Genomic DNA, 21829 nt, shown 5'->3' with positions numbered 1-21829 from the left:
TGAAACTCCGGTACGTTTGTGAAAGAGATTTGCCCCATTCGCCAGGAGGATGACATCCACATGAATCAACCGATCAACTCGGCTCTGCGTATCGACGATGAAGATCTGAATCGTCTGCGCATCTGCCAGCACCATGCTCCGCATGACGTCTACGGCTGGCACCCGCTGCCGGACGGCGAGAACGGGGTCATCCGCACCCGCCAGCTGGGGGCCGAGCACGTCGAGTTGCTCATCCACAACGAGTCCGCGCCGATGACCGCCGTGGGCGACGACGTGTGGGTGGCCACGGTGCCGGGCGGCGACCACGCCCCGGACTACCGCCTCCAGGTCACCTACCCGGGCATGCCCCCGAAGATCATCGCGGACCCGTACCACTTCCTGCCGACGCTGAGCGAATTCGACCTCCACCTCATCGGTGAGGGACGCCACGAGCGTCTGTGGGAGGCTCTCGGCGCGAACATCCGCTCCTACGAGACCTCGCTGGGCGAGGTGGAGGGCGTGGCCTTCGCCGTCTGGGCGCCTAACGCCAAGGGCGTCGCCGTCATCGGCGAGTTCTGCGCGTGGAACCCGAACCAGTACCCGATGCGCTCGCTCGGCGCGTCCGGTGTGTGGGAGCTGTTCATCCCCGGCTTCGGCGAGGGCACCGAGTACAAGTTCGCGGTCATGGACGCCCACGGCCACCGCAAGGACCACGCCGATCCGCTGGCCAAGCAGACGCTGGCGCCGCCGGAGACGGTCTCGGTGGTCAACTGCTCCCGCTACCAGTGGAAGGACGAGGAGTGGATCGCCCGGCGCGCCGAGCGCCAGGCCGCCGACCAGCCGATGAGCGTCTACGAGGTCCACGCCGGGTCCTGGAAGCTCGGCATGGGTTATCGCGAGCTGCGCGAGGAACTGGTCGACTACGTCGCGGAGCAGGGCTTCACCCACGTCGAATTCATGCCGGTGGCCGAGCACCCCTTCGGCGGCTCCTGGGGTTATCAGGTGTCGGGCTACTACGCCCCGACCGCCCGCTGGGGCAACCCGGACGACTTCCGCGCGCTTGTCGACGCCTTCCACGCCAGGGGAATCGGCGTGATCGTCGACTGGGTGCCGGCCCACTTCCCCAAGGACGACTGGGCGCTGGCGCGCTTCGACGGCACCGCGCTCTACGAGCACCCCGACTGGCGTCGTGGCGAGCAGATGGACTGGGGCACCTACGTCTTCAACTTCGGCCGCAACGAGGTCCGCAACTTCCTCGTCGCCAACGCCCTGTACTGGATTGAGGAGTTCCACGTCGACGGCCTGCGCGTCGACGCGGTGGCCTCGATGCTCTACCTCGACTACTCCCGCAAGGACGGCGAATGGGCCCCGAACCAGTTCGGCGGCCGCGAGCACCTCGAGGCGGTCCAGTTCCTGCAGGAGACCAACGCGACGGTCCACCACAACCACCCGGGCGTGCTGACCATCGCCGAGGAGTCCACCTCCTGGCAGGGCGTGACCACCCCGACCCGGGAGAACGGCCTCGGTTTCTCCCTGAAGTGGAACATGGGCTGGATGAACGACACCCTCGAGTACTTCAGGCTCGATCCGGTGCACCGCTCCTACCACCACAACGAGATCACCTTCTCCATGATCTACGCCTTCTCGGAGAAGTTCGTGCTGCCCTTCAGCCACGACGAGGTCGTCCACGGCAAGAACTCCCTGTGGGGCCGCATGCCGGGCGACGACTGGAACAAGGCCGCGGGCCTGCGCACGCTCTACAGCTACATGTTCTCCCACCCCGGCAAGAAACTGCTGTTCATGGGTCAGGAGTTCGGTCAGACCACCGAGTGGGACGAGGCGCACTCCGTCAACTGGGCCAACCTCGAGGGATGGGGCGCCGAGTTCCACCAGGGCATTCAGCGCCTGGTCCAGGACGCCAACCGCCTCTACCGGCAGACGCCGGCGCTGTACTCGCAGGACAACGGTCCGGAGGGTTTCCAGTGGGTCAAGGGGGGCGACCACGAGCGCAGCGTCCTCGCCTACCTGCGCTGGTCGGCGGCGGGTGAGCCGGTGCTCGCCGTGATCAACCTGTCGGGCGCCACCCACGAGGATTACACCCTCGGTGTCCCCGTCGTCGGCGAATGGGAGCTGGTGCTCAACTCCGATGACGAGGACTACGCGGGCGCCGGAAACGACCTCGCCGCCGCCCCGGTTGCCGTCGCCGGCGAATGGGACGGCCAGCCGGCGAACCTGACGCTGACGCTGCCGGCGCTGAGCGCGCAGTGGTACCGCCCGGCGCGCTAGATCAGGTGTAGCGCACCGAGTCTGTTCACCGGGTGGTCGTTGGTCCGCGGGGGCCCGCCGCCCGGGGGCTGCCATCTGACGTGACCGTCGACCCTGACGAGCCTGCCGCGGCGGGCGTCGTCGGGGTCGTCGTCGTTGACCCCGTTGTGGTACCGGCAGGCCATGGTCAGGTTGACCATCGCGGTCTGGCCGCCGTTCTTGTGGGCGCTGATGTGGTGGACCTGGCACTGGACGGCGGGTCGGCCGCAGCCGGGCCAGGGGCAGATGAGGTTCTCGGCCTCGGCGAGGGTGCGTTGTTTGGCGTTGGCGAAGCGGTCCTCGTAGAGGTTCACTCCCCCGGTGACCGGGTGATAGAGGCCGACGTAGCCGTGTTCGCTGAGCGTGGCGTTGATGAACTCCTCGCCGGTGAAGGTGGATCCGTCGCTGGCGCCGAGGAGGATGTCGTCGCCGTTCTCGCCGACGACCTCGACCCCCGTGGGCAGGCCGACGGCGATGAGCGGGGTGTAGACGGGATCGGCCAGCCCGCCCTCGCCCGCGAGCAGGCCGAGGTGGGCGGCGCCGAGTTCCTCCGCGCTGAAAGGGCGCGTCGACGCCTCCTTCCGCAGCGTCGCGGCCATGGCCTCCAGGGAGGCCTGCAGGGTGGCGCCCGTGCGCATGCCGACCAGCAGGGAGAAGGACATTGTGCGGGCCTGGTGGTCGATGCGGCGGGTCAGTCGTGGTTCCGGCTCCCCCGCCGCGGGCTCGGTCGCGGTGAGTTCGCGGACCCGGGCCGCGGCGTGGGCGCGGATGGTGTCGTGGGGCGCGCACATCGCCGTGAGCTCGCCGCGCAGGGCCCATGCCTGAGCCGGGTCGCGAAGGCGCCGGGCGTGGTCGTTGATCATGGTCAGCGTTTGCAGGGAGTGGGCGTTGCGTTCGGCTGCGGCGACCACGGTGCGCTGTTTCCGGGGGTGGCGGGTGGGCCCAAGATAGGCCTCGGCGGCGCGCACGAGGGCGCGGGCCTCGGCGAGGGAGAGGCGGGCGCGGTCGACGAGGTCGCGCGGGGCGTGCCCGTGGGCGGCGCGGAGGATGTCCAGGCCCCGGCGGCGCAGGGCCGCGATCTCGTCCAGAACGTTCATGTCCCGCACGGTAGGTGACGCCGGGCCAGGGCGTGCCCGGGCCGGGCGCCGACTGTGGACAACCCGGCCCCGTCCACAGATTTTTCGCTCCCGGCGGGTTCGCCCTGCACGGCGTCGGCGGGTGTGCTCTCGCCCTGCGCGAACCCGGGGACGGTGTTAGTCTGCGCGGGTTGTATTCGTACCACCAAGGAGTTGACCATGACCCTGTCCCGCCGCCGCCTGCTGACGACCGGGGGCGCCCTCGCCGCCACCACCACCCTCGGCGCCAGCCTCGGCACCGCCGCCGCCCAGCCGGGCCGCGCCCCGCAGCAGAAGAACTCCGGTGCCCCGCTGAGCTTCGGCCGGGACGGGAAGTTTCGCATCGTCCAGTTCAACGACACCCAGGACGGCCACCTCACCGATCGCCGCACGATCGAGTTCATCGGCCGCACCCTCGACGAGGAGCAACCGGATTTCGCGCTCATCAACGGCGACGTCATCAACGGTTCGCCGCAGACGGCGCAGCAGGTGTACCAGGCGATCAACAACGTCGTCCTGCCGATGGAGTCGCGCTCGATTCCCTGGGCGCTGACCTTCGGCAACCACGACGAGGACTCCCTGGACAACGGCACCGGCGTCACGGAGGAGAAGCTGGTGGAGTTCATCCGCCAGTACCGTTTCAACCGCAATGCCGCGGACGGGGAACTGACGGGTTCGGCCAACACGCACCTGCCGGTGCGCGCCTCCACGGGTGACGACGCCCGATTCGCCATCTGGCTGTTGGATTCGGGTCGTTACGCCCCGGCCGCCGAGCTGGCCGGCCAGTCCACCGACGGCAACATGGGTTACGACTGGATTCGTCCGGACCAGGTTCGCTGGTACCTCGACACCTCGGTGGAGCAGGAGCGACGCCATGGCCGCAAGGTGCCGGGCCTGATGTTCTTCCACATCCCGACCTTCGAGCACCACCACATGTGGTTCGGCCGCCAGTTCGCCTCCGACGAGGCGACCCATGCGGAGGCGGTGGCGCGTCACGGCATCGTCGGGGAGAAGAACGAGGGCATCTACACGGGCCTATTCAACTCCGGCATCTACGCGGCGGCCTTCGAGCGCGGTGACGTGCTGGGCATGTACTGCGGCCACGACCACATCAACACCTTCATGGGCAATTACTACGGTATCGAGCTGGGTTACGGCCCGGGCACCGGTTTCGGCACCTACGGGCTCAACGACGGTACCTGGGATCAGCACACGCTGCGTGGCGCGCGCGTCTTCGACCTCGACGAGGGCGCGGAGCAGATCTACACCGGCACCCGGCTGGTTTTCGCCCGGGATTACGGCGTCGACATGAACCCGGCGGCGCAGCCGATCGACGCCCCGGAGCCGGTCCCGGCCTACGTGACGTTGCCGGCCTAGTAGAGCGCGCTGGCCAGCCTCGTGCGCGCCTCGCGCACCCGCGGGTCGGCGTTGTCGAAGAGGGCGAAGAGCTCGAGCAGCCGCTTCCTGACCCGGGTCCTGTCCTCCCCGGCCTGGGCCGTCATGGTGTCGATGAGGCGCTGGAAGGCGCGCTCCGGGGTCCCGGCGACGATCTCGGCGTCGGCGGCGTCGAGCTGCTTGTCGACGCTGGCCGGGTCGGCCTCCGCCTCCGCCACCGCGTCGGTGGTGCGGTTGGCGGGGTCGAGGCGCTGGACGAGTTCGACGGTGCCGCGCGCCTGCCGGATCTCGGCGACGTTGGGTGGGTTCTCCGCGATGATCTCGTCGTAGACGGCGGTGGCGGCGGCGAAGTCGCCGGCGTTGAGGGCGGCGGTGGCCTGCTCCAGCCGGGGGTCCTCGGCCGGGGTGGGCTCCTCCTCATCGGCCGTCGCGCCGGCCTGGACGGTGCCCTCCGGCAGGCCCGGGAGCTGCGGCCCGACGGCCTGGACGATCTGGCCGATCCACTGCTCCAGGGCGGCGCGGGGCTGGACGCCCTCGAAGCTGGTGACGGGCTGGCCGGCGGCGACGGCCAGGACCGTGGGAACACCGCGTATGCCGAGGGCCTGGGCGATCTCGGGGGTGGCGTCGGCGTCGACGTAGCCGACGAGGAAGGACAACGCGCCGGCGTCGGCAAGCTCGGCGAAGTCTTTCTTCATGTCGGCGTTGCCCTCGGCCTGCGCGGAGCCGACCACGACGATGACCGGGACCTGCAGGGAGCGGCGCAGCACCTCGGACTCGAGATTCGCCTGCGTCACCGTGAAGAACGCGGGCAGGCCCTCGGACTTCTCCTGGGCCTGCTCCTTAAGGGCGCCGAGGTCGAAAGCGCCGGCGACGTAACGGGGGTTGGTCATGTCCTACTCCTTCTCCGCCAGCCGCTTGTCGACGCTGGCGACCTTCTCGGTCATCATGTCCGTGTGGCCGGGCCGGATGTCCGCCTTGATCACCAGCGACACCCGCGGCGAGACGGCCTCGACGGCGGCGGTCGCCCGCTTGATGACGTCGAAGACCTCGTCCCACTCCCCCTCCACGAGGGTGAACATGGCGTTGGTCTCATGGGGAAGGCCGGACTGGCGGACGACGCGGACGGCCTCGGCGACCGCCCCGGACATCGCCGCGTCCGGGGTCTCGGTCACCGTGGGGGCGACGGAAAAAGCTACGATCATGCCCCCAGGCTAGTCGTTAACGACGCTCCCAGCACGGGTGGTGCCAGTGGCGCCGGTCGTCGGCCCGGGCGCCCGTCTCCTTGGGCCAGGCGACGATGTGGGCGACCCCCGGCGGGATGTTCTGGTTGCAGCCCGGGCACACGTAGAATTTCCTCGCCGCCGACGCCCCGATATGGCGCATGAGGTAGGGCTCGCCGAAATGCCAGGACGGCCCCTCGACCTCCCGGGTGCCGTAGTAGCCGGAGCCGTCCGCCGGCAGCGGGCGCGGCTCGGGGCGCGCGCGACGGTTGCGGCGCGCCATCTAGAACAACCGCAGTTCGTCGGACTCGACGCCGCGCAGCTCGTCGTAGTCGAGGACGACGCAGCGGATGCCGCGGTCCTCGGCCAGGGTGCGCGCCTGCGGCTTGATCTCCTGCGCCGCGAAGACGCCGGCCACCGGCGCCAGGAGCTCGTCACGGTTGAGCAGATCCAGGTAACGGGTGAGCTGCTCGACGCCGTCGATGTTGCCGCGGCGCTTGACCTCCACGGCGACGGCCCGGCCCTCGGGGTCGCGGGCCATGAGGTCGACCGGGCCGATGGCGGTCGGGTACTCCCGGCGCACCAGGCGGTAGCCTTCCCCCAGGGTGGTGATGTGCTCGGCGAGCAGCTCCTGCAGGTGGGCCTCGACGCCGTCCTTCACCAGGCCCGGATCCACCCCGAGGTCCACGGACTTCTCGTGGTGCACCTGCGCGATGGTGATGCGCAGCTGCTCGCCCTTCTTGTTCTCGACGACCCACAGGGCCTCGCCGGTGTCGTCACCGTCGATGTCGGTGATCGGGGTCTCGGTGAGCGTGCACGGGGGCGTCATCCAGTTCAGGGGCTTGTAGGCGCGGTCGTCCGCGTGAACCGAGACGGAACCGTCGGCCTTGATCAGCAGCAGACGATCGGCCATGGGCAGATGGGCGGCCAGGCGGCCGACGTAGTCGACCGAGCAACGGGCAATGACGAGACGCATGCGCACTAGCCTAACCCGTCGCCGTCAGCGGTTGCGCCAGCGGGTGCCGCGCTCCCAGATGGCCAGGTTGTCGCCCTTGACCTGACGGCGATCCGGGGCCGACTCAATCCAGGCGATCAGCGCCATGGCGCCGTGGCGGTCGAGGGCGAACTCGAAGGAGCGCTGGCGGGAGGTGGCCGTGACGATGATGAGTTCCCCGGCGAAGAGCTCCTGCTCGTCCGCGTCGGCGCGGCGCGCGCCGCCGAAGTCGAGGAAGGAGCGCTCGAAGACGAAATCCGCCGAGGGCGCCAGGGAACGCAGCTTGTAGTACATGAGGTCGTCGCCGTTGTAGCGCAGGGTCCCGTGGCGCCAGCCGTGGACGCCCTGGGCGGGCAATTGACGCAGGACGACGGGGGTTCCCCCGGGCCGCATCCGGAGGAAGCGCCACGCCGCCAGACACACCGCGACCGCCGCGAGCCCGATGAGGACCCACATCAAAAACTCCACGCGCTCTCCCATCAGGTCGGGCAACCAGGCTGATCAGGTTATCGGGTCATCCTACCCTTTAACATGCCGGGGACTCCAATGCCGATTTTTGTGCGTCGACAAGCCAAAAGCCGGGGCCCGCACCTCTGTCGTGGTGCAGGCCCCGGCTGAAGGAGCGTGTCGCCGGGGCGAACCTAGAGCGACGTCTTCTCGGCGCGGGCGATGGCCTTGAGGCCGGCCCGTGCAGTCGCGCGGTCCGGGTAGTAGTCCGAGTTGATGTTGGCTTCCGCCTCAACCCGATCCACTTCATCGGCCCAGACTGCGATGTCGGCCAGGACCGTCACCTTGTCGACGGCGACGGACAGGAACCCGCCCTGGACGGCGGCGATCTTCTTCTCGCCGTCGGCCGGGGTGATGGTCACGACGCCGTAGTCGGCCAGCTGGCCGAGCAGCGGCTCGTGTCCGGGCAGCACGCCGATCTCACCCTCCACGGTCTCGGCGGTGACCATGGTGGCCGCGCCGGACCACAGCAGACGGTCAACGGAGACCAGATCCACGGTGAATTCAGCCATGTGCGTGTCCTCCCTACTTGCCGGTCAGGCGCTTGTAGTTGGCCTCGACGTCGTCCAGGCCACCGATGCCGGAGAAGGCTGCCTCCGGGTACTCGTCGAACTTGCCCTCGACGAGCATCTCGAAGGCCTCGATGGTCTCCTCGAGCGGAACGTAGGAACCCTCCTGGCCCGTGAACTTCTTCGCGACGAAGAAGTTCTGGCCCAGGAACTGCTGGATCTTACGGGCGCGCATGACGACCAGCTTGTCCTCTTCACCGAGCTCATCCATACCGAGGATGGCGATGATGTCCTGCAGCTCCTTGTTCTTCTGCAGAACGTTGATGACGCGCTGGGCGACGGCGTAGTGACGCTCGCCGACGATGCCCGGCTCCAGGATGCGGGAGGTGGAGGTCAGCGGGTTCACGGCCGGGTAGATACCCTTCGACGCGATCGCGCGGTCCAGCTCGGTGGTGGCGTCCAGGTGGGCGAAGGTGGTCGCCGGGGCCGGGTCGGTGTAGTCGTCCGCCGGCACGTACACGGCCTGCAGGGACGTGATCGAGCGGCCCTTGGTGGAGGTGATGCGCTCCTGGAGAACACCCATCTCATCGGCCAGGGTCGGCTGGTAACCCACGGCGGAGGGCATACGGCCCAGCAGCGTGGAGACCTCGGAACCGGCCTGGGTGAAACGGAAGATGTTGTCGATGAACAGCAGCACGTCCTGGTCCTGGACATCGCGGAAGTACTCCGCCATGGTCAGGCCGGACAGGGCCACGCGCATACGGACTCCCGGCGGCTCATCCATCTGGCCGAAGACGAGGGCGGTGTCCGGAAGAACACCCATCTCCTCCATCTCGAGGAAGAGGTCGGTGCCCTCACGGGTGCGCTCGCCGACGCCTGCGAAGACGGAGGTACCGGAGAACTCCTTGGCGATACGGGTGATCATCTCCTGGATGAGAACCGTCTTGCCCACGCCAGCGCCACCGAACAGGCCGATCTTGCCGCCCTTGACGTACGGGGTCAGCAGGTCGATGACCTTGATGCCGGTCTGCAGGATCTCGGTCTTGCCCTCCAGCTCGGAGAACGGCGGCGGGTCGCGGTGGATGCCCCACTGCTCGCCGTCGCGGCCCAGGCCCGGCTCGTCCAGGCAGTCGCCCAGAGCGTTGAAGACGTGGCCCTTGACCACGTCGCCGACCGGGACGGAAATCGGGGCGCCGGAGTCGATGACCTCGGCGCCACGAACCAGACCGTCGGTCGGGGCCATGGCGATGGTACGAACGAGGTTGTCACCCAGGAACTGGGCCACCTCGAGGGTGATGGTCTTGGCAACCGCCTCGAGGGTTACCTCCACCTTCAGTGCGTTGTACAGTGCCGGAAGTTCGCCGCGCGGGAACTCCACGTCGACGACGGCACCGATGACGCGAACGACGCGACCGGCGGTTGCCGTGTCCTGCGCGTTCTGCTCATTGAGAGCTGTAGTCATGGTTTAGTCACTTTCTCCGCTATCGGACAGCGCGCCAGCGCCGCCGATGATCTCGGTGATTTCCTGGGTAATCTGTGCCTGGCGGGCGGTGTTGGCGACACGGGTCAGGTCGCGGACCAGATCCGTGGCGTTGTCCGTCGCAGACTTCATGGCGTTGCGTCGCGCCGCGTGCTCGGACGCGGCCGCCTCGAGGTAAATCGAGTACAGCGTACGCGAGACGTACTTCGGCATGAGCTGGTCCATCAGCGTTTCCGCGTCCGGCTCGAAGTCCACGTCTGCGGTGGGCTCGCCCTCGATCTGCGTGAGCGACTCCACCTCGAACTCGTGGTCCTCGTAGACGGTCTCGACCGGCAGCAGCTGCTGGACGGTCGGCTTCTGGACGAGCATGGACTCGAAGGCCGTGTAGACGACGTGGACGGAATCGAAACCGTGGACCTCCTGGCCCTCCGGCGCGTTCAGTCCCCGGCGCCACTTGACGGTTCCCTCGGAACCTGCCTCGTAACCGGTCACCATCTGGCGACGGACGTCGTGGGTGTCCTCCCAGCCCGGGTTCTCGGAGAACCCGGTCCAGGCACCGTCGATGTCCATTTCACGGAACTGGTAGTAGCCAATTCCCTTCTTACCGGTGACGTAGCGGACGACTTGCTTGCCCTCTTCAACCAGCTTCGCTTCGAGCTCAGCTGCGGCCTTGAGAACGTTGTTGTTGTAGCCACCAGCCATGCCGCGGTCGGAAGTAACCACGAGGATGGCTGCGACCCTGGCGTTTTCACGCTCGTTGAGCATGACGTGGTTCAGGCTGGTTGCCCCAGCCAGTCGCGCCATGACCCGCTTCAGCTCCTCAGCGTACGGCGTTGCCGCGTCGACACGCTGCTGTGCCTTGGTGATGCGTGAGGTAGCGATGAGCTCCTGCGCCTTGGTGATCTTCTTGGTTGAATTCACGGACCTGATGCGGTCCTTGAGTTCACGAAGTTGTGCCATTGTTGACTCGTCCTCCCTTCTAGTTTCTCGTGACGATGCTCAAAGTGTTCGGCAGTGTCGCTGCGTTCTACTTCTTCGCGGTCTTACGGGAGACGGTCAGCTCGGTCTTCTTGACCTGGGCGTCGTCGATGGCGTCGCCGTCGAGCTGCAGCGGGGAGCCGTCAGCGGTACGGAACGTACGAGCGAACTGGTCGTTGGCCGTGCGCAGGGCGTCCTTGGACTCGTCGGACAGAGCCGCGCCGCCGTCGATCTGCTGGAAGACCTGCGGGACTGCTGCCTGCAGGTGCTCGTGCAGCTCGACCTCGTAGCGACGAACGTCCTCGACGGGAACGGGGTCGAAGGCGCCGGCGCCGGCGAGGTAGATCGAGACGATCTGGTACTCGACGGACTGCGGCTGGTGCTCGTCCTGGATGAGCAGCTGAACGAGACGCTGGCCGCGCTCGAGCTGGCCCTTGGAGACGGGGTCCAGGTCGGACGCGAAGGCTGCGAAGCCCTCGAGGTCGCGGTAGGTGGCCAGCTCCAGACGGAGCGAGCCGGCGACCTTCTTCATGCCCTTGGTCTGCGCGGCGCCACCGACACGGGAGACGGAGATGCCTACGTCGATGGCCGGGCGGACGCCCTGGTTGAACAGGTCGGACTGCAGGAAGACCTGACCGTCGGTGATCGAGATGACGTTGGTCGGAATGAAGGCTCCGACGTCGTTCGCCTTGGTCTCGATGATCGGCAGCGCGGTCAGGGAGCCGGCGCCGAGCTCGTCGTTGAGCTTGGCGGCGCGCTCCAGCAGACGGGAATGCAGGTAGAACACGTCACCCGGGTAAGCCTCGCGGCCCGGCGGACGACGCAGCAGCAGGGAGATGGCACGGTAGGCCTCGGCCTGCTTGGACAGGTCATCGTAGATGACCAGGACGTGCTTGCCCTGGTACATCCAGTGCTGGCCCAGGGCGGCGCCGGTGAACGGTGCCAGCCACTTGAAGCCCGCGGAGTCGGAGGCCGGAGCCGCCACGATGGTGGTGTACTCCAGGGCGCCCGCCTCTTCGAGGGTGCGACGCACGCCTGCGATGGTGGAGCCCTTCTGGCCGATGGCGACGTAGATGCAGCGCAGCTGCTTGGTGACGTCACCCGACTCCCAGTTGGCGCGCTGGTTGATGATGGTGTCGATGGCGACCGAGGTCTTACCGGTCTTACGGTCGCCGATGATCAGCTGACGCTGGCCGCGGCCGATCGGGGTCATCGCGTCGATGGCCTTGATGCCGGTGGCCATCGGCTCCTCGACCGGCTGACGGTCGAGGACGCCGGCGGCCTGCAGCTCGAGGGCGCGCTCTTCGGTGGATGCAATGGGGCCGAGACCGTCGATCGGCTCGCCCAGGGGGTTGATCACACGACCGAGGAAGTCCTCGCCGACCGGGACAGAGAGGACCTCGCCCGTTCGCTTGACTTCCTGGCCTTCGGTGACCTTTTCAAAGTTGCCCAGGATGACGACACCGATGGTGTCGGTCTCCAGGTTCTGCGCGACGCCGATGACGCCCTCGGGGAATTCCAGCAGCTCATTGGCCATAGCAGACGGGAGGCCCGAAACCTGGGCGATACCGTCCGCTGCCGAAATGACCACGCCGACCTCCTCACGGGAGGCCTCCGCGGAGTAGCTCGAGGTGTAGTTCGCGATCGCGCTACGGATCTCATCGGAGGAGATCGTCAGCTCCGCCATGTTCTTCCTGCTCTCGGTTGTTTCTTCCAGCAAATTATTATTTGTCAAAGGTCGCTCGCACGCCTACTTGAGACCGGCACGCATCCGGGCAAGCTTGCCTCGGGTGGAGCCGTCAATGCGCTCGTCGTCGACGCGGATGGTCATGCCACCGAGGAGGCTGGGGTCAACCTCAGAGTGAATGGACATCTCACGACCGTAAATCTGTTCCAGCTTCTCGGCGAGTGCCGCCTGCTGGCCCTCGGTGAGCTCAACCGCCGTCTCGACGCGTGCCACGGACTTCCCGCGCAGCTCAGCTGCCTGGAAAGAGAGTGCGGCGACATCGTCAACCGGGTTGTTCTCCGGGCGGCCGATCACCTGGAGCGCGAGCGCCTCGGTGAACATGTTGGCCTTCCCGTACAGCACGTTTGCCAGCAGGCCACGTCGTGCAGAGACCTCAGCGGTCTGGTCGCCAAGGAGCTGCGTCAGCTTGAGCTCACGGATCAGGGTGCGGGACAGGCGGTACAGGTCGTCCTCGACCTGCTCGAGCTGGCCCTGGTGCTCGGCGCCGCGCAGGAGAGCACGGCGGCCGAGCTGAACCAGACCGTCACGGAACTCGCGGGTGGTGGACCACTTCTGAGCGGCGGCGTGGGTGAGCACGTCGAGGCTCGGCTGGGCGATCTTCCCGCCGAAGACGGACTGCGCGATTCCGGAGCGCTGCTCCGACGTCAGCGACGCGTCGGCGAGGTTGACGCGCAGAGCGCGCTCCTCATCCAGTCGGTCGACGACGAGGAACAGTTCGGTTCCGACCTGTGCTGCGGTGGAGACCTTGTCGACGGACTCCCAGAGGAGCTTGTCGACGAACTCCGTACCCGTGGTCAGTGCGTTGCGGCTTGCTGCGTGCATCTCGCCTACTTTCCGGCCTTGGCGGAGGCGCCAAGGTTGTCGAGGTCAGTCAGGAACGAGTCGATCGTGGAGGCACGCTTGGTGTTCTCCGACAGCTCCGTGCCGAGAAGCTTCTCGGCGAGGGTGATCGAGTTCTGTCCGATCTCGGTACGCAGCTCGGTGATGACGCTCTCGCGGGAGGCTTCCAGCTGCTTCTCGCCTGCGGCGACGATGCGACGGGACTCTTCCTCGGCGGCAGCGCGGGCCTCGGCCTCGATCTGCTTGCCCTTGTTGCGGGCCTCTTCGCGGATCTCGGCTGCCTCGGTGCGAGCTTCGGTCAGCTTCTGGTTGTACTCTTCGCGCAGGGCGTTAGCCTGGTCGCGCTCAGCGGCGGCACGCTCGAGCTCGCCACTGATCTTGTCCTCACGCTCGTTCAGCGTCTCCATGTAGCGCGGAATGACGTACTTTCCGAACAGCCACAGGACGATGAGGATGGGGATGAGCGACCAGACGATGTCGTACAGCGGCGGGAAGAGAACGCTCGGCTGGTTTTCCAGCGGGAGCGTCTCAGCCGCAGCGAGAAGGGTGTATGCGTTAGTCATACGTGCCTGGCTTTCTCTCGGTTAGGTGGGTGGTTGTCTACGAGCGAAATGCTTAGTAGACGAAGCCAGCCACGAAGCCGATGAGGGCCAGGGCCTCGACGAAGGCGATACCGATGAACATGGCGGTCTGGATCTTGCCAGCCATCTCCGGCTGACGAGCCATGCCCTCGAGGGCCTTGCCCACGAGGATGCCGATGCCCAGGCCCGGGCCCAGGGTTGCGAGGCCGTAGCCGATTGCCTTCAGGCCGCCGTTGATGTCGGCGGCAGCAGCGGTGTCCTGAGCGAGGAGGATGACGTCGTTCATTGTGTTTCCGTTCCCTTTCGGATTGTGGTCCGGGGCGTTGTTCGTGTTGTCGTCCCGGACTTACACAGTTGTGTGTAGTTCTTGGTGTTTTTCCACCCCCGGCGAACCGGGGATCGATTAGTGTTCAGCCGCGTTGAGACTCATCTCAATGTAAACGGCCGTCAGCAGTGCAAAGATGTACGCCTGCAGAACAGAAACCAGCAGCTCGAAGAAGGTGAAGGCGATGGCGCCGAAGATCGAGAAGATCGAGATCAGCGACCAGCCGTTGAGCTGCCAGAAGAAGAAGTTCGTTGCAGTGAACATCAGGACAAGGATGATGTGTCCGGCCAGCATGTTCGCCATGAGACGAAGAGTCAGCGTGAACGGACGGAGAATGAAGGTCGAGAAGAACTCGATCGGCACCACCAGGATGTGCAGGAAGGACGGCAGGCCCGGGATCACCACGGAGCTCTTCACGTACTTGAAGAAACCGTAGCGGCGCGAGCCGGCGTAGATCATGACGACCCAGGCCACGAGGGCGAGCACCATCGGGAAGCCGATGCGTGCGTTGCCCGAAATGTTCAGGCCCGGGAGGATGGTGGAGATGTTCGTGATGAACACAGCGAAGAAGATCGTCGCGATAATCGGGAGGAAGCGGCGCCCCTCCTTCTTACCGAGGGTGTCCTCAGCAATGTGGATACGAACAAAGTCGACGAGGGACTCACCGAAATTCTGGATGCCGGTCGGGACCAGATCCTTGCGGCGGAACGCCACGAGGAAGAAGACCACGAGGATGGCACACATCAGCAGACGGACGAGCATGAGACGGTCTAGCGCGAACGCCCCACCCGCGAAATCAGCGAACCAGAGGTGCTGCGGGTCGAGCTGGCCGGGGAAAAACTCTGTGTACAGGTCTGGGGCGTGGAATTCGCCCTTGAATGCCAAAGTAGAAACGTTCAGCGTTCTCTCCCGTGTTCAAGCCAGGCGGTTGCCTCCGGCCACTGGGGCCGGCCGCACCCGCATGGTGCGATGGACGTCGTATAAAACTCAGCTTCAGCCGCCACGGACTCCGTCGCACGTCATCGTGACAGCTTGCGGACCAGAACGACCACGTTTCCGGCACAGCGGATACGCAAGCGTTTCAGACCCGAAGGACAGGATAACAGGGCGATTACACGGTGGCGATCCGGACCACCCCTGGAGAGGGTTTCCCGGCCCGGGCATCAGCCCCGAAGGCGGGTTAACCTGCACCGTCGTGGGAAACGGCCGCCACCAGGGTGACCGCAACCACAGGCAGGCCGATTCCCGGCGCTTGAATCCCACCAAAAGAAGCCACCCGTTCGGGGGTGTGCCGAACGGGTGGCTTACTGAGAGCGGCGCTCCCCCGACCCTTAATCTGCAGGTCAGGCGGGGCAATTTCTGTGCGTTTGCTGAAGGCGGGGGTTATTCCCCGGTGTTTCCGGACACCGGCGTCACGTAGGTGGTCCGGGTGCGCAGCACGCCGACCATTTCCGCGATGATGCACACCACCAGCGCGACGATCAGGGTGATGACCATGGCGCCCCGGTGGTAGAAGGTCAGCGGGTCCAGCAGCATGAGAATCAGGAGAACGAGGACGACCTTGACCAGCCAGCCGCCGAGCACGACCGCGCCGATCGTGCCGATGGACTGTCCGCTGGTGGCCAGGACGCTGACCGCGGTGAGGAGCACGTAGCCGCCGCCGATGAGCGCCCCCCAGAATCCTGGCGACCCTTCCGCGAAGGACCAGGCGATCACGGACACGACCGCGACGACGCCCAGGGCATAGGCGCCGTTGCGCAGCGCCGTGAAGAGCGGGCGGCGGTGGTCGTCGTATTTCGAGGGCGTCGGCCCCGACGGCGCCGGTGCTGGTGAAGAGGAATCAGAAGGGGTAGTCACGGTGTGTCAGCCTACCCAAGCCCGTCGACGGCGCTTAACCGTGGGGCGCGGGCACGGCCAGCCGACGCCGACGCATCACCGGGACCGCCGTGATCGCTCCCGCGATCAGCACCGCCAGGATCCAGGCGACGGTGGCGATGCGGGCCGGGACGATCGAGTAGCTGACCGCCCCGAAGGCGACGACCGACACCCAGAGGTAAAGGACGAGGACTGTACGACGGTGCGTATGCCCGAGAGCGAGCAGCCGGTGGTGGATGTGCTGCTTGTCGGCGGCGAAGGGTGACCGGCCCTGGGAGGTGCGTCGCACCACGGCGAGGACGAGGTCAAGGACGGGGACGAAGACGGCGGCCATGACGACGATGATCGGGCTGAGCAGCGCGATGATGTCGGCGGTGCCGTAGAGGCTCATATTGATCTTGCCGGAGGCGGAGGTCGAGGCCGCGGCCAGCAGCAGGCCGATGAGCATCGAGCCGGAGTCACCCATGAAGATGCGGGCCGGTTCGAAGTTGTGGGGAAGAAAGCCGGCGCAGATCCCGACCAGGGCGGCGGCGATGATCGCCGGCGGGTATGCCGAGACCGCCCCGCCCTGGTCGTGGAGGACGGTCAGGGAGAAGACGAGGATCGCTCCCCCGGCGATCATTCCGAGGCCCGCCGCGAGTCCGTCGATGCCGTCGACGAAGTTGATGGCGTTGATCAGCAGGACAGTGAAGAAGGTCGTGATGATCACGCCCTGGACCTGATCCAGCACGATGGTCGTGCCGTCGCCGAACGGCCAGTAGAAAACCGTCCAGGACAGGCCGAGCAGGCTCATCAGGACCGCGGCGAGGAGCTGCCCCGCAAGCTTGGTCAAGGCGTCAAGCTCGACTATGTCGTCGATGACGCCGACGACGACGATCGCGGCGGCGCCCCAGAGCACGGCGGTCATCTCGGGGGTGATCGGCATGAATCCGCGGGTCAGCGCGGGCAGCTGGGAGGCGAGGAAGACCGCGCCGACGAAGCCGGTGAACATGGCGAGCCCGCCCAGGTTCGGGGTGGGCTGGGTGTGCACGTCGCGGGCGCGGATCTCGGCGACTCTGCCGGTCCGGACTGCGATCGAGCGGACGGTGCCGGTCAGGATGTAGGTCAGCGCGGCGGCGACGAGCAGGACCAGCCCCAGCTCGCGCAGCGGTACGCCCGCGCCGTCCACCTAGGCCTGTCCCCCGCCGCCTTCTGCCGGTGGCCGGTTGAGCAGGATGTCCGGGGCGATGTCGAGCACCTCGGCCAGGCGTTCGGTGGCGACGGCGCCCTCGCGCAGGATGCGCGGGGTGTGGCCGGAGATGTCGACGATGGTGGACGGGGTGCCGATGGTGGCCTGCCCGCCGTCGAGGTAGACGTTGACCGCGGCACCGAGCTGCTGCTTCGCCTCCACGGCGGTGACCGGCGCCGGCTTGCCGGAGATGTTGGCGGAGGAGACGGCCATCGGGCCGACCTCGCGCAGCAGCTCGATGGCGATGGGGTGCATCGGCATGCGCAGCATGACGGTGCCGCGGGTGTCGCCGAGGTTCCAGGGCAGGCTGGGCGCCTGCGGGACGACGATGGACAGCCCACCCGGCCAGAAGGCCTCGACGAGGGTACGGGCCTGCTCGGTGTAGTCGAGCACGAGGCCCTGGATGGTGTCCCAGGAGCCGATGAGGACCGGAACCGGCATGTCGGGGCCGCGACGCTTGGTGGCCAGCAGGCGCGCGACCGCGTCGTTGTCGAAGGCGTCGCAGCCGATGCCGTAGACGGTGTCGGTCGGCAGGACGACCAGCCGGCCGCTCTTGGCGGCGTCGGCGGCGGCTCGGATTCCCTGGGCCCGTCCGGTGTCCGTGGAGCAGTCGTAGATCTTGCTCACTTCTCGCTCACTCTCTTTCCCGGTCCTGGGGCCGGTCGTTGTTGATTGCTGTTTGATTCTAGACGCTGGCGCGGCGGACGGCCGTCGTGAAGCGGGGCCGGCCCGTCAGGTCCGGCATCGTCGCAATCTCGGCGAAGCCGCCGTGTCCGGCGAGTACGGCGGCCACCGCCTCGGCGGTGGTCTCGTCGTGCTCGACGCCGAGGAGTCCGCCGTCGGCGAGCAGTGCCGCCAGGGTGGACGTCATGCGGTCGATGACGGACATGCCGTCGGCGCCGGCGAAGACGGCGTCGTGGGGATCAGCGTAGACCTCGGGCTCGAGGCCACCGGTCTCGGGGACGTACGGTGGGTTGGTCAGCAGCAGATCGACCCGGCCGTGCAGCTCCGGCAGGATCGCCGGGTCGGTGACGTCGGCCTGGACGATGGAGGCCCGCGGCGCGAAGGTCTCGACGTTGCGGCGCAGCCAGGTCAGGGCCTCGGCGGATTTCTCGACGAGGGTGACGTCGGCGTCTCGGCGCTGGGTGGCGACGTAGAGCCCGAGGGCCCCGCTGCCGGCGCAGAGATCGACGACGACCGGTGAGCTTGTCGACGCCACCTGCCGCGCCCCCCAGTCCGCGAGGACTTCGGTTTCCGGGCGCGGGATGAACACCCCCGGGCCGACGGCCAGATCGAGGGGCCCGAAGGGCGCGGTGCCGAGGATGTGCTGCAGCGGTTCACGTGCGGCGCGTCGCCGGGCTAGGGCGAGGACCTCGCCGGGCACCTCGGTGCCGGGACGCACGGACATGTGGCCGACGCCCAGGACGTGGGCGGCGAGCATGCGCGCGTCCCAGTCCGGGGAGGCCACGCCGGCGTCGGCAAGCAGCGCGATGATCTCGGCGAGCTTCACGCTATTCGGCCTCGAGACGCTCTGCCCGCTCGGCGGCCTGCAGAGCCGTGATGAGATCGTCCATGTCACCGTTGAGCACGGAGTCGAGGTTGTTGGCCTTGTAGCCGATCCGGTGGTCGGTGATGCGGTTCTCCGGCCAGTTGTAGGTGCGGATGCGCTCCGAGCGATCCATGGTGCGCACCTGCGCGGCGCGGCCCTCGGCGGCCTCCGCGTCGGCCTTGTCGCGCTCGAGCTGATCCAGGCGGGCCTGCAGGACCTGCATGGCACGCGCCCGGTTCTGGATCTGGGAACGCTCGTTCTGACACGTCACGACGATTCCGGTCGGCAGGTGCGTGATGCGCACGGCCGAGTCGGTGGTGTTGACGCCCTGGCCGCCCTTGCCGGAGGAACGGTAGACGTCGACGCGGAGATCCTTCTCGTCGATGTTGACGGCCTCCACCTCGTCCGGCTCCGCGTAGACCAGCACGCCGGCGGCGGAGGTCTGGATGCGGCCCTGCGACTCGGTGACCGGCACGCGCTGGACGCGGTGCACGCCGCCCTCGAACTTGAAGACGGACCAGGCCCCGTCGCGCGAGGGGGTCTTGGACTTGATCGAAACCGTCATGTCCTTGACGCCGCCGAGATCAGACTCGGAGACGTCCAGCACGGTCCAGGTGAACCCGTGCTTCTCGACGTAGCGCTGGTACATGCGGGCCAGGTCGCCGGCGAAGAGGGCGGCCTCCTCGCCACCGGCGCCGGCCTTGATCTCCATGATCACGTCCTCGCCGTCCTGTTCGTCACGCGGGGCGAGCAGGTCGGCGAGCTTCTCCTCCAGCTCGACGACCAGCGGCTCCAGCCGCTCGACCTCGGACTGGTAGTCGTGATCCTCATAGGCCAGCTCACGGGCCATCTCGAGGTTCTCGCGCAGGTCGTTGAGCTCGTTGTTGACCTTGATGATCGGGTTGAGCTCCGCGTAGCGCTTGGACAGCTGGCGGAAACGGTCGGCGTCGCCGGCCACCTCCGGATCCGACATCTGGGCCTCGATGCCCTGGAATTCCGAGACGATGTCGTCGACAAGCGAGACTTCTGATGCCATTAGAGGTAGTCCTCAACTTCCTTGTCAGCGGCCATCGGTGCGCTCGAGGCGACCTGCATGAGGAACTCACCGTTGGACTTGGTCTTCTTCAGCTGCTTGATCAGCAGGTCGATGGCCTGCTGCGAATCCAGTGCCGCCAGGATACGGCGAAGCTTGTGCACGACGCGGAATTCCTCCGGAGTCATGATCAGCTCGTCCTTGCGGGTGCCCGACGGGTTGACGTCAACGGCCGGGAAGACGCGCCGCTCGGAGATCTTGCGGTCCAGCTTGAGCTCGGCGTTGCCGGTGCCCTTGAACTCCTCAAAGATGACCGTGTCACCGGCGGAACCGGTCTCGACCATGGCGGTCGCGATGATCGTCAGCGAACCGCCGTTCTCGATGTTGCGGGCCGCACCGAGGAAGCGCTTCGGCGGATACAGCGCGTTGGAGTCGACGCCACCGGAGAGGATGCGCCCCGACGCGGGCGAGGAGTTGTTGTACGCGCGCCCCAGTCGGGTGATCGAATCGAGCAGGACGACGACGTCCTGACCCATCTCCACCAGGCGCTTGGCACGCTCAATGGCGAGCTCGGCGACCGCGGTGTGCTCTGACGGCGGACGGTCGAAGGTGGAGGCGATGACCTCACCCTTGACCGAGCGCTGCATGTCGGTGACCTCCTCCGGACGCTCGTCGACGAGGACGACCATGAGGTAGCACTCCGGGTTGTTCGTCGCGATGGCGTTGGCGATGTTCTGCATGATCGTCGTCTTGCCGGCCTTGGGGGGCGAGACGATCAGCGCACGCTGCCCCTTGCCGATCGGCATGACCAGGTCGATGACGCGGGTGGTCAGGACGTTTGGCTCGGTCTCCAGGCGCAGACGCTGGTTCGGGTACAGCGGGGTGAGCTTGTGGAACTCCGGACGCTTCTTCATCTCCTCCGGGTGCTGACCGTTGACGGAGTCGACCCGGACGAGCTGGTTGAACTTGCGGCTGTTCTTGCCGCGGCCGTGGGTCTGGCCACCGCCGTTCATCTTCACCTGGCCGGTGATCGCGTCGCCGGAGCGCAGGTCAAAACGCCGGACGAGGTTGTTGTTGACGAAGACGTCCGCCGGGTTGGCCTTGTAGCCCGTGGTGCGGACGAAGGCAGCGTTGTTGTCGACGACGTCGAGGATGCCGGCGACGTCCTGGAGCACGTCCTGCTCCTGGTTCTGCTGACCCTGGTTCTGCTGGCCGTGGTTATCGTGGCTGCCCTGGCTGTCGCGATCACCGCGCTCACCGCGATCACCGCGGTCGTTGCGGTCGTTGCGGTCATTGCGGTTGCGACGGTTGCGACGGTTGCGGCGCCCACGTCGGCCCCCGCCCTGGCCGTCGTCATCGTGGCGGTTGTCGCCGTGCTGGCCCTGGTGCTGGCCCTGGTGCTGGCCGCGGTTCTGGCCCTGCCCGCCGGCGTCGTCTCCCCCGCGTCCCTCGGCCTCCTGGCCGCGGTTGTCGCGGTTGTTCCGGCTGTCGCGGTCCTCGCGGGTGCGGGACGGCTCCGGAGCCTCGTTCTGGTCCTGGTTCTGGTCCTGGTTCTGGTTCTGGCGGGAGTCCTCACCACGGTCCGTGTGCTGCGAACCCTCCCGGGTCTCCTCCCCCGGCTGCTCGCCCTGGTTCTCACCGGGGTTCTCACGGTGGCCCTGACGGGCGCGGTGGCGACGGGCGCGACGGGCGGCGGAACGGGACTCGTAGCGGGTCTCACCGTCACGGCCGGAGCCGTCGGAACTGTCGGAGTCACCGGGCTCCTGGCCTTCACCCTTCGCGGCACCCTTCGCGGCGTCGGCCGACGCAGCGGCCTCAGCCTGGGGGGCGCTCCCGGACTGCGTCGGGTCCGCTTCCGGGGCGGCGGCCGGCGACTCGGCGCCGGCCGCCTTGGGGGCCCGCGTGGGCACGCGGCCGGTCTGAATGGCGGTGATGAGTTCGCCCTTGCGCAGGGCGGAGATTCCCTTGAGCCCCTTGCCGGCCGCGATCTGACGCAGCTCGGGCAGCTTGAGGGAGGCCAGGTTCTGCTGGCCGGCGGCGTTGTCTGCCGTGGTGTCCGTATCGGTCACGGATGTCCTTTCATCTGGGTCCAGGTTTCGCGGTTCACCCCCGAGGGCGGCGTGGGCGTCAACGGTGCGGGACCTGTCGCCCCGGGCGCCGCTGACCGCCT

General features: G+C 67.3%; 22 protein-coding genes. 2 read left to right on the top strand and 20 right to left on the bottom strand.

All coding sequences use genetic code 11. The annotated features are described in order from the left end of the window. Positions 1-60 precede the first annotated feature (60 nt). The gene (glgB, locus tag CGUA_RS05605; RefSeq protein WP_290198097.1) at positions 61-2265 is read left to right on the top strand and encodes a 1,4-alpha-glucan branching protein GlgB; all 2205 of its coding nucleotides are present in this window, start codon (positions 61-63) and stop codon (positions 2263-2265) included. Here glgB and CGUA_RS05600 read toward each other — a convergent pair. Continuing rightward, positions 2262-3380, bottom strand: a complete 1119-nt coding sequence (locus tag CGUA_RS05600) for an HNH endonuclease signature motif containing protein (RefSeq protein WP_290198096.1) — start codon at positions 3378-3380, stop codon at positions 2262-2264. The genes glgB and CGUA_RS05600 overlap by 4 nt on opposite strands. Positions 3381-3578: 198 nt before the next feature. Between CGUA_RS05600 and CGUA_RS05595 the strand changes: the two genes are divergently transcribed. Then, the gene (locus CGUA_RS05595) at positions 3579-4775 is read left to right on the top strand and encodes a metallophosphoesterase family protein (RefSeq protein ID WP_290198095.1); all 1197 of its coding nucleotides are present in this window, start codon (positions 3579-3581) and stop codon (positions 4773-4775) included. On the opposite strand, the gene CGUA_RS05590 is transcribed toward CGUA_RS05595, so the two are convergent. The 19 genes from CGUA_RS05590 to rho form a co-directional block, all read right to left on the bottom strand. Then, a complete protein-coding gene (locus tag CGUA_RS05590) occupies positions 4772-5683 on the bottom strand; it encodes a tetratricopeptide repeat protein (protein WP_290198094.1) in 912 nt (303 codons plus the stop codon). The two genes, CGUA_RS05595 and CGUA_RS05590, sit on opposite strands and share 4 nt — an antisense overlap. Positions 5684-5686: 3 nt before the next feature. Next, positions 5687-5995 carry a thiamine-binding protein gene (locus CGUA_RS05585; RefSeq protein WP_290198093.1) on the bottom strand — a complete coding sequence of 103 codons (309 nt, stop codon included), beginning with the start codon at positions 5993-5995 and terminating at the stop codon, positions 5687-5689. Between the two features lie 16 nt (positions 5996-6011). Continuing rightward, complete coding sequence (locus CGUA_RS05580; protein WP_290198092.1) at positions 6012-6296, bottom strand: Rv1322 family protein; 285 nt, start codon at positions 6294-6296, stop codon at positions 6012-6014. Then, on the bottom strand, positions 6297-6989 hold the full coding sequence (gene nucS / locus CGUA_RS05575) for an endonuclease NucS (protein ID WP_290198091.1): 693 nt from the start codon (positions 6987-6989) through the stop codon (positions 6297-6299). 24 nt (positions 6990-7013) lie between these two features. Then, positions 7014-7475 (bottom strand): DUF2550 domain-containing protein, encoded by a 462-nt coding sequence (locus tag CGUA_RS05570; protein WP_290198090.1) that lies wholly within the window; start codon positions 7473-7475, stop codon positions 7014-7016. A gap of 173 nt (positions 7476-7648) precedes the next feature. After that, the gene (locus CGUA_RS05565) at positions 7649-8026 is read right to left on the bottom strand and encodes a F0F1 ATP synthase subunit epsilon (protein ID WP_290198089.1); all 378 of its coding nucleotides are present in this window, start codon (positions 8024-8026) and stop codon (positions 7649-7651) included. Between the two features lie 13 nt (positions 8027-8039). Then, positions 8040-9485, bottom strand: a complete 1446-nt coding sequence (gene atpD, locus CGUA_RS05560) for a F0F1 ATP synthase subunit beta (protein ID WP_290198088.1) — start codon at positions 9483-9485, stop codon at positions 8040-8042. Positions 9486-9488: 3 nt separating this feature from the next. Then, positions 9489-10463, bottom strand: a complete 975-nt coding sequence (locus CGUA_RS05555) for a F0F1 ATP synthase subunit gamma (protein WP_290198087.1) — start codon at positions 10461-10463, stop codon at positions 9489-9491. Positions 10464-10530: 67 nt separating this feature from the next. Continuing rightward, positions 10531-12201 carry a F0F1 ATP synthase subunit alpha gene (gene atpA, locus CGUA_RS05550; RefSeq protein WP_290198086.1) on the bottom strand — a complete coding sequence of 557 codons (1671 nt, stop codon included), beginning with the start codon at positions 12199-12201 and terminating at the stop codon, positions 10531-10533. A gap of 30 nt (positions 12202-12231) precedes the next feature. Then, on the bottom strand, positions 12232-13050 hold the full coding sequence (locus tag CGUA_RS05545; RefSeq protein ID WP_290198085.1) for a F0F1 ATP synthase subunit delta: 819 nt from the start codon (positions 13048-13050) through the stop codon (positions 12232-12234). A gap of 5 nt (positions 13051-13055) precedes the next feature. Further along, on the bottom strand, positions 13056-13631 hold the full coding sequence (locus CGUA_RS05540) for a F0F1 ATP synthase subunit B (protein WP_290198084.1): 576 nt from the start codon (positions 13629-13631) through the stop codon (positions 13056-13058). Between the two features lie 52 nt (positions 13632-13683). Beyond that, positions 13684-13935, bottom strand: a complete 252-nt coding sequence (locus CGUA_RS05535; protein WP_290198083.1) for an ATP synthase F0 subunit C — start codon at positions 13933-13935, stop codon at positions 13684-13686. Positions 13936-14052: 117 nt separating this feature from the next. Further along, positions 14053-14859 carry a F0F1 ATP synthase subunit A gene (gene atpB / locus CGUA_RS05530; RefSeq protein ID WP_290198082.1) on the bottom strand — a complete coding sequence of 269 codons (807 nt, stop codon included), beginning with the start codon at positions 14857-14859 and terminating at the stop codon, positions 14053-14055. 498 nt (positions 14860-15357) lie between these two features. Next, positions 15358-15831, bottom strand: a complete 474-nt coding sequence (locus tag CGUA_RS05525; protein ID WP_290198081.1) for a Cg1360 family ATP-synthase-associated protein — start codon at positions 15829-15831, stop codon at positions 15358-15360. Positions 15832-15865: 34 nt separating this feature from the next. Continuing rightward, positions 15866-17017 (bottom strand): MraY family glycosyltransferase, encoded by a 1152-nt coding sequence (locus CGUA_RS05520; protein WP_290198080.1) that lies wholly within the window; start codon positions 17015-17017, stop codon positions 15866-15868. Continuing rightward, a complete protein-coding gene (locus CGUA_RS05515) occupies positions 17018-17704 on the bottom strand; it encodes an L-threonylcarbamoyladenylate synthase (protein ID WP_290198079.1) in 687 nt (228 codons plus the stop codon). 58 nt (positions 17705-17762) lie between these two features. Next, on the bottom strand, positions 17763-18587 hold the full coding sequence (gene prmC / locus CGUA_RS05510) for a peptide chain release factor N(5)-glutamine methyltransferase (RefSeq protein ID WP_290198078.1): 825 nt from the start codon (positions 18585-18587) through the stop codon (positions 17763-17765). A gap of 1 nt (position 18588) precedes the next feature. Then, the gene (prfA, locus tag CGUA_RS05505; RefSeq protein WP_290198077.1) at positions 18589-19662 is read right to left on the bottom strand and encodes a peptide chain release factor 1; all 1074 of its coding nucleotides are present in this window, start codon (positions 19660-19662) and stop codon (positions 18589-18591) included. Next, positions 19662-21728: a transcription termination factor Rho gene (gene rho / locus CGUA_RS05500; protein ID WP_290198076.1), complete on the bottom strand. Its 2067-nt coding sequence runs from the start codon at positions 21726-21728 to the stop codon at positions 19662-19664. Before rho ends, prfA begins: the two co-directional genes overlap by 1 nt. Positions 21729-21829: the final 101 nt, after the last annotated feature.

The sequence above is a fragment of the Corynebacterium guangdongense genome, from assembly GCF_030408915.1.
Classification (GTDB): Bacteria; Actinomycetota; Actinomycetes; order Mycobacteriales; family Mycobacteriaceae; genus Corynebacterium; species Corynebacterium guangdongense.
Note: the sequence above shows the minus strand (reverse complement) of the source record. Positions and strands in the feature narration are given on the sequence as shown.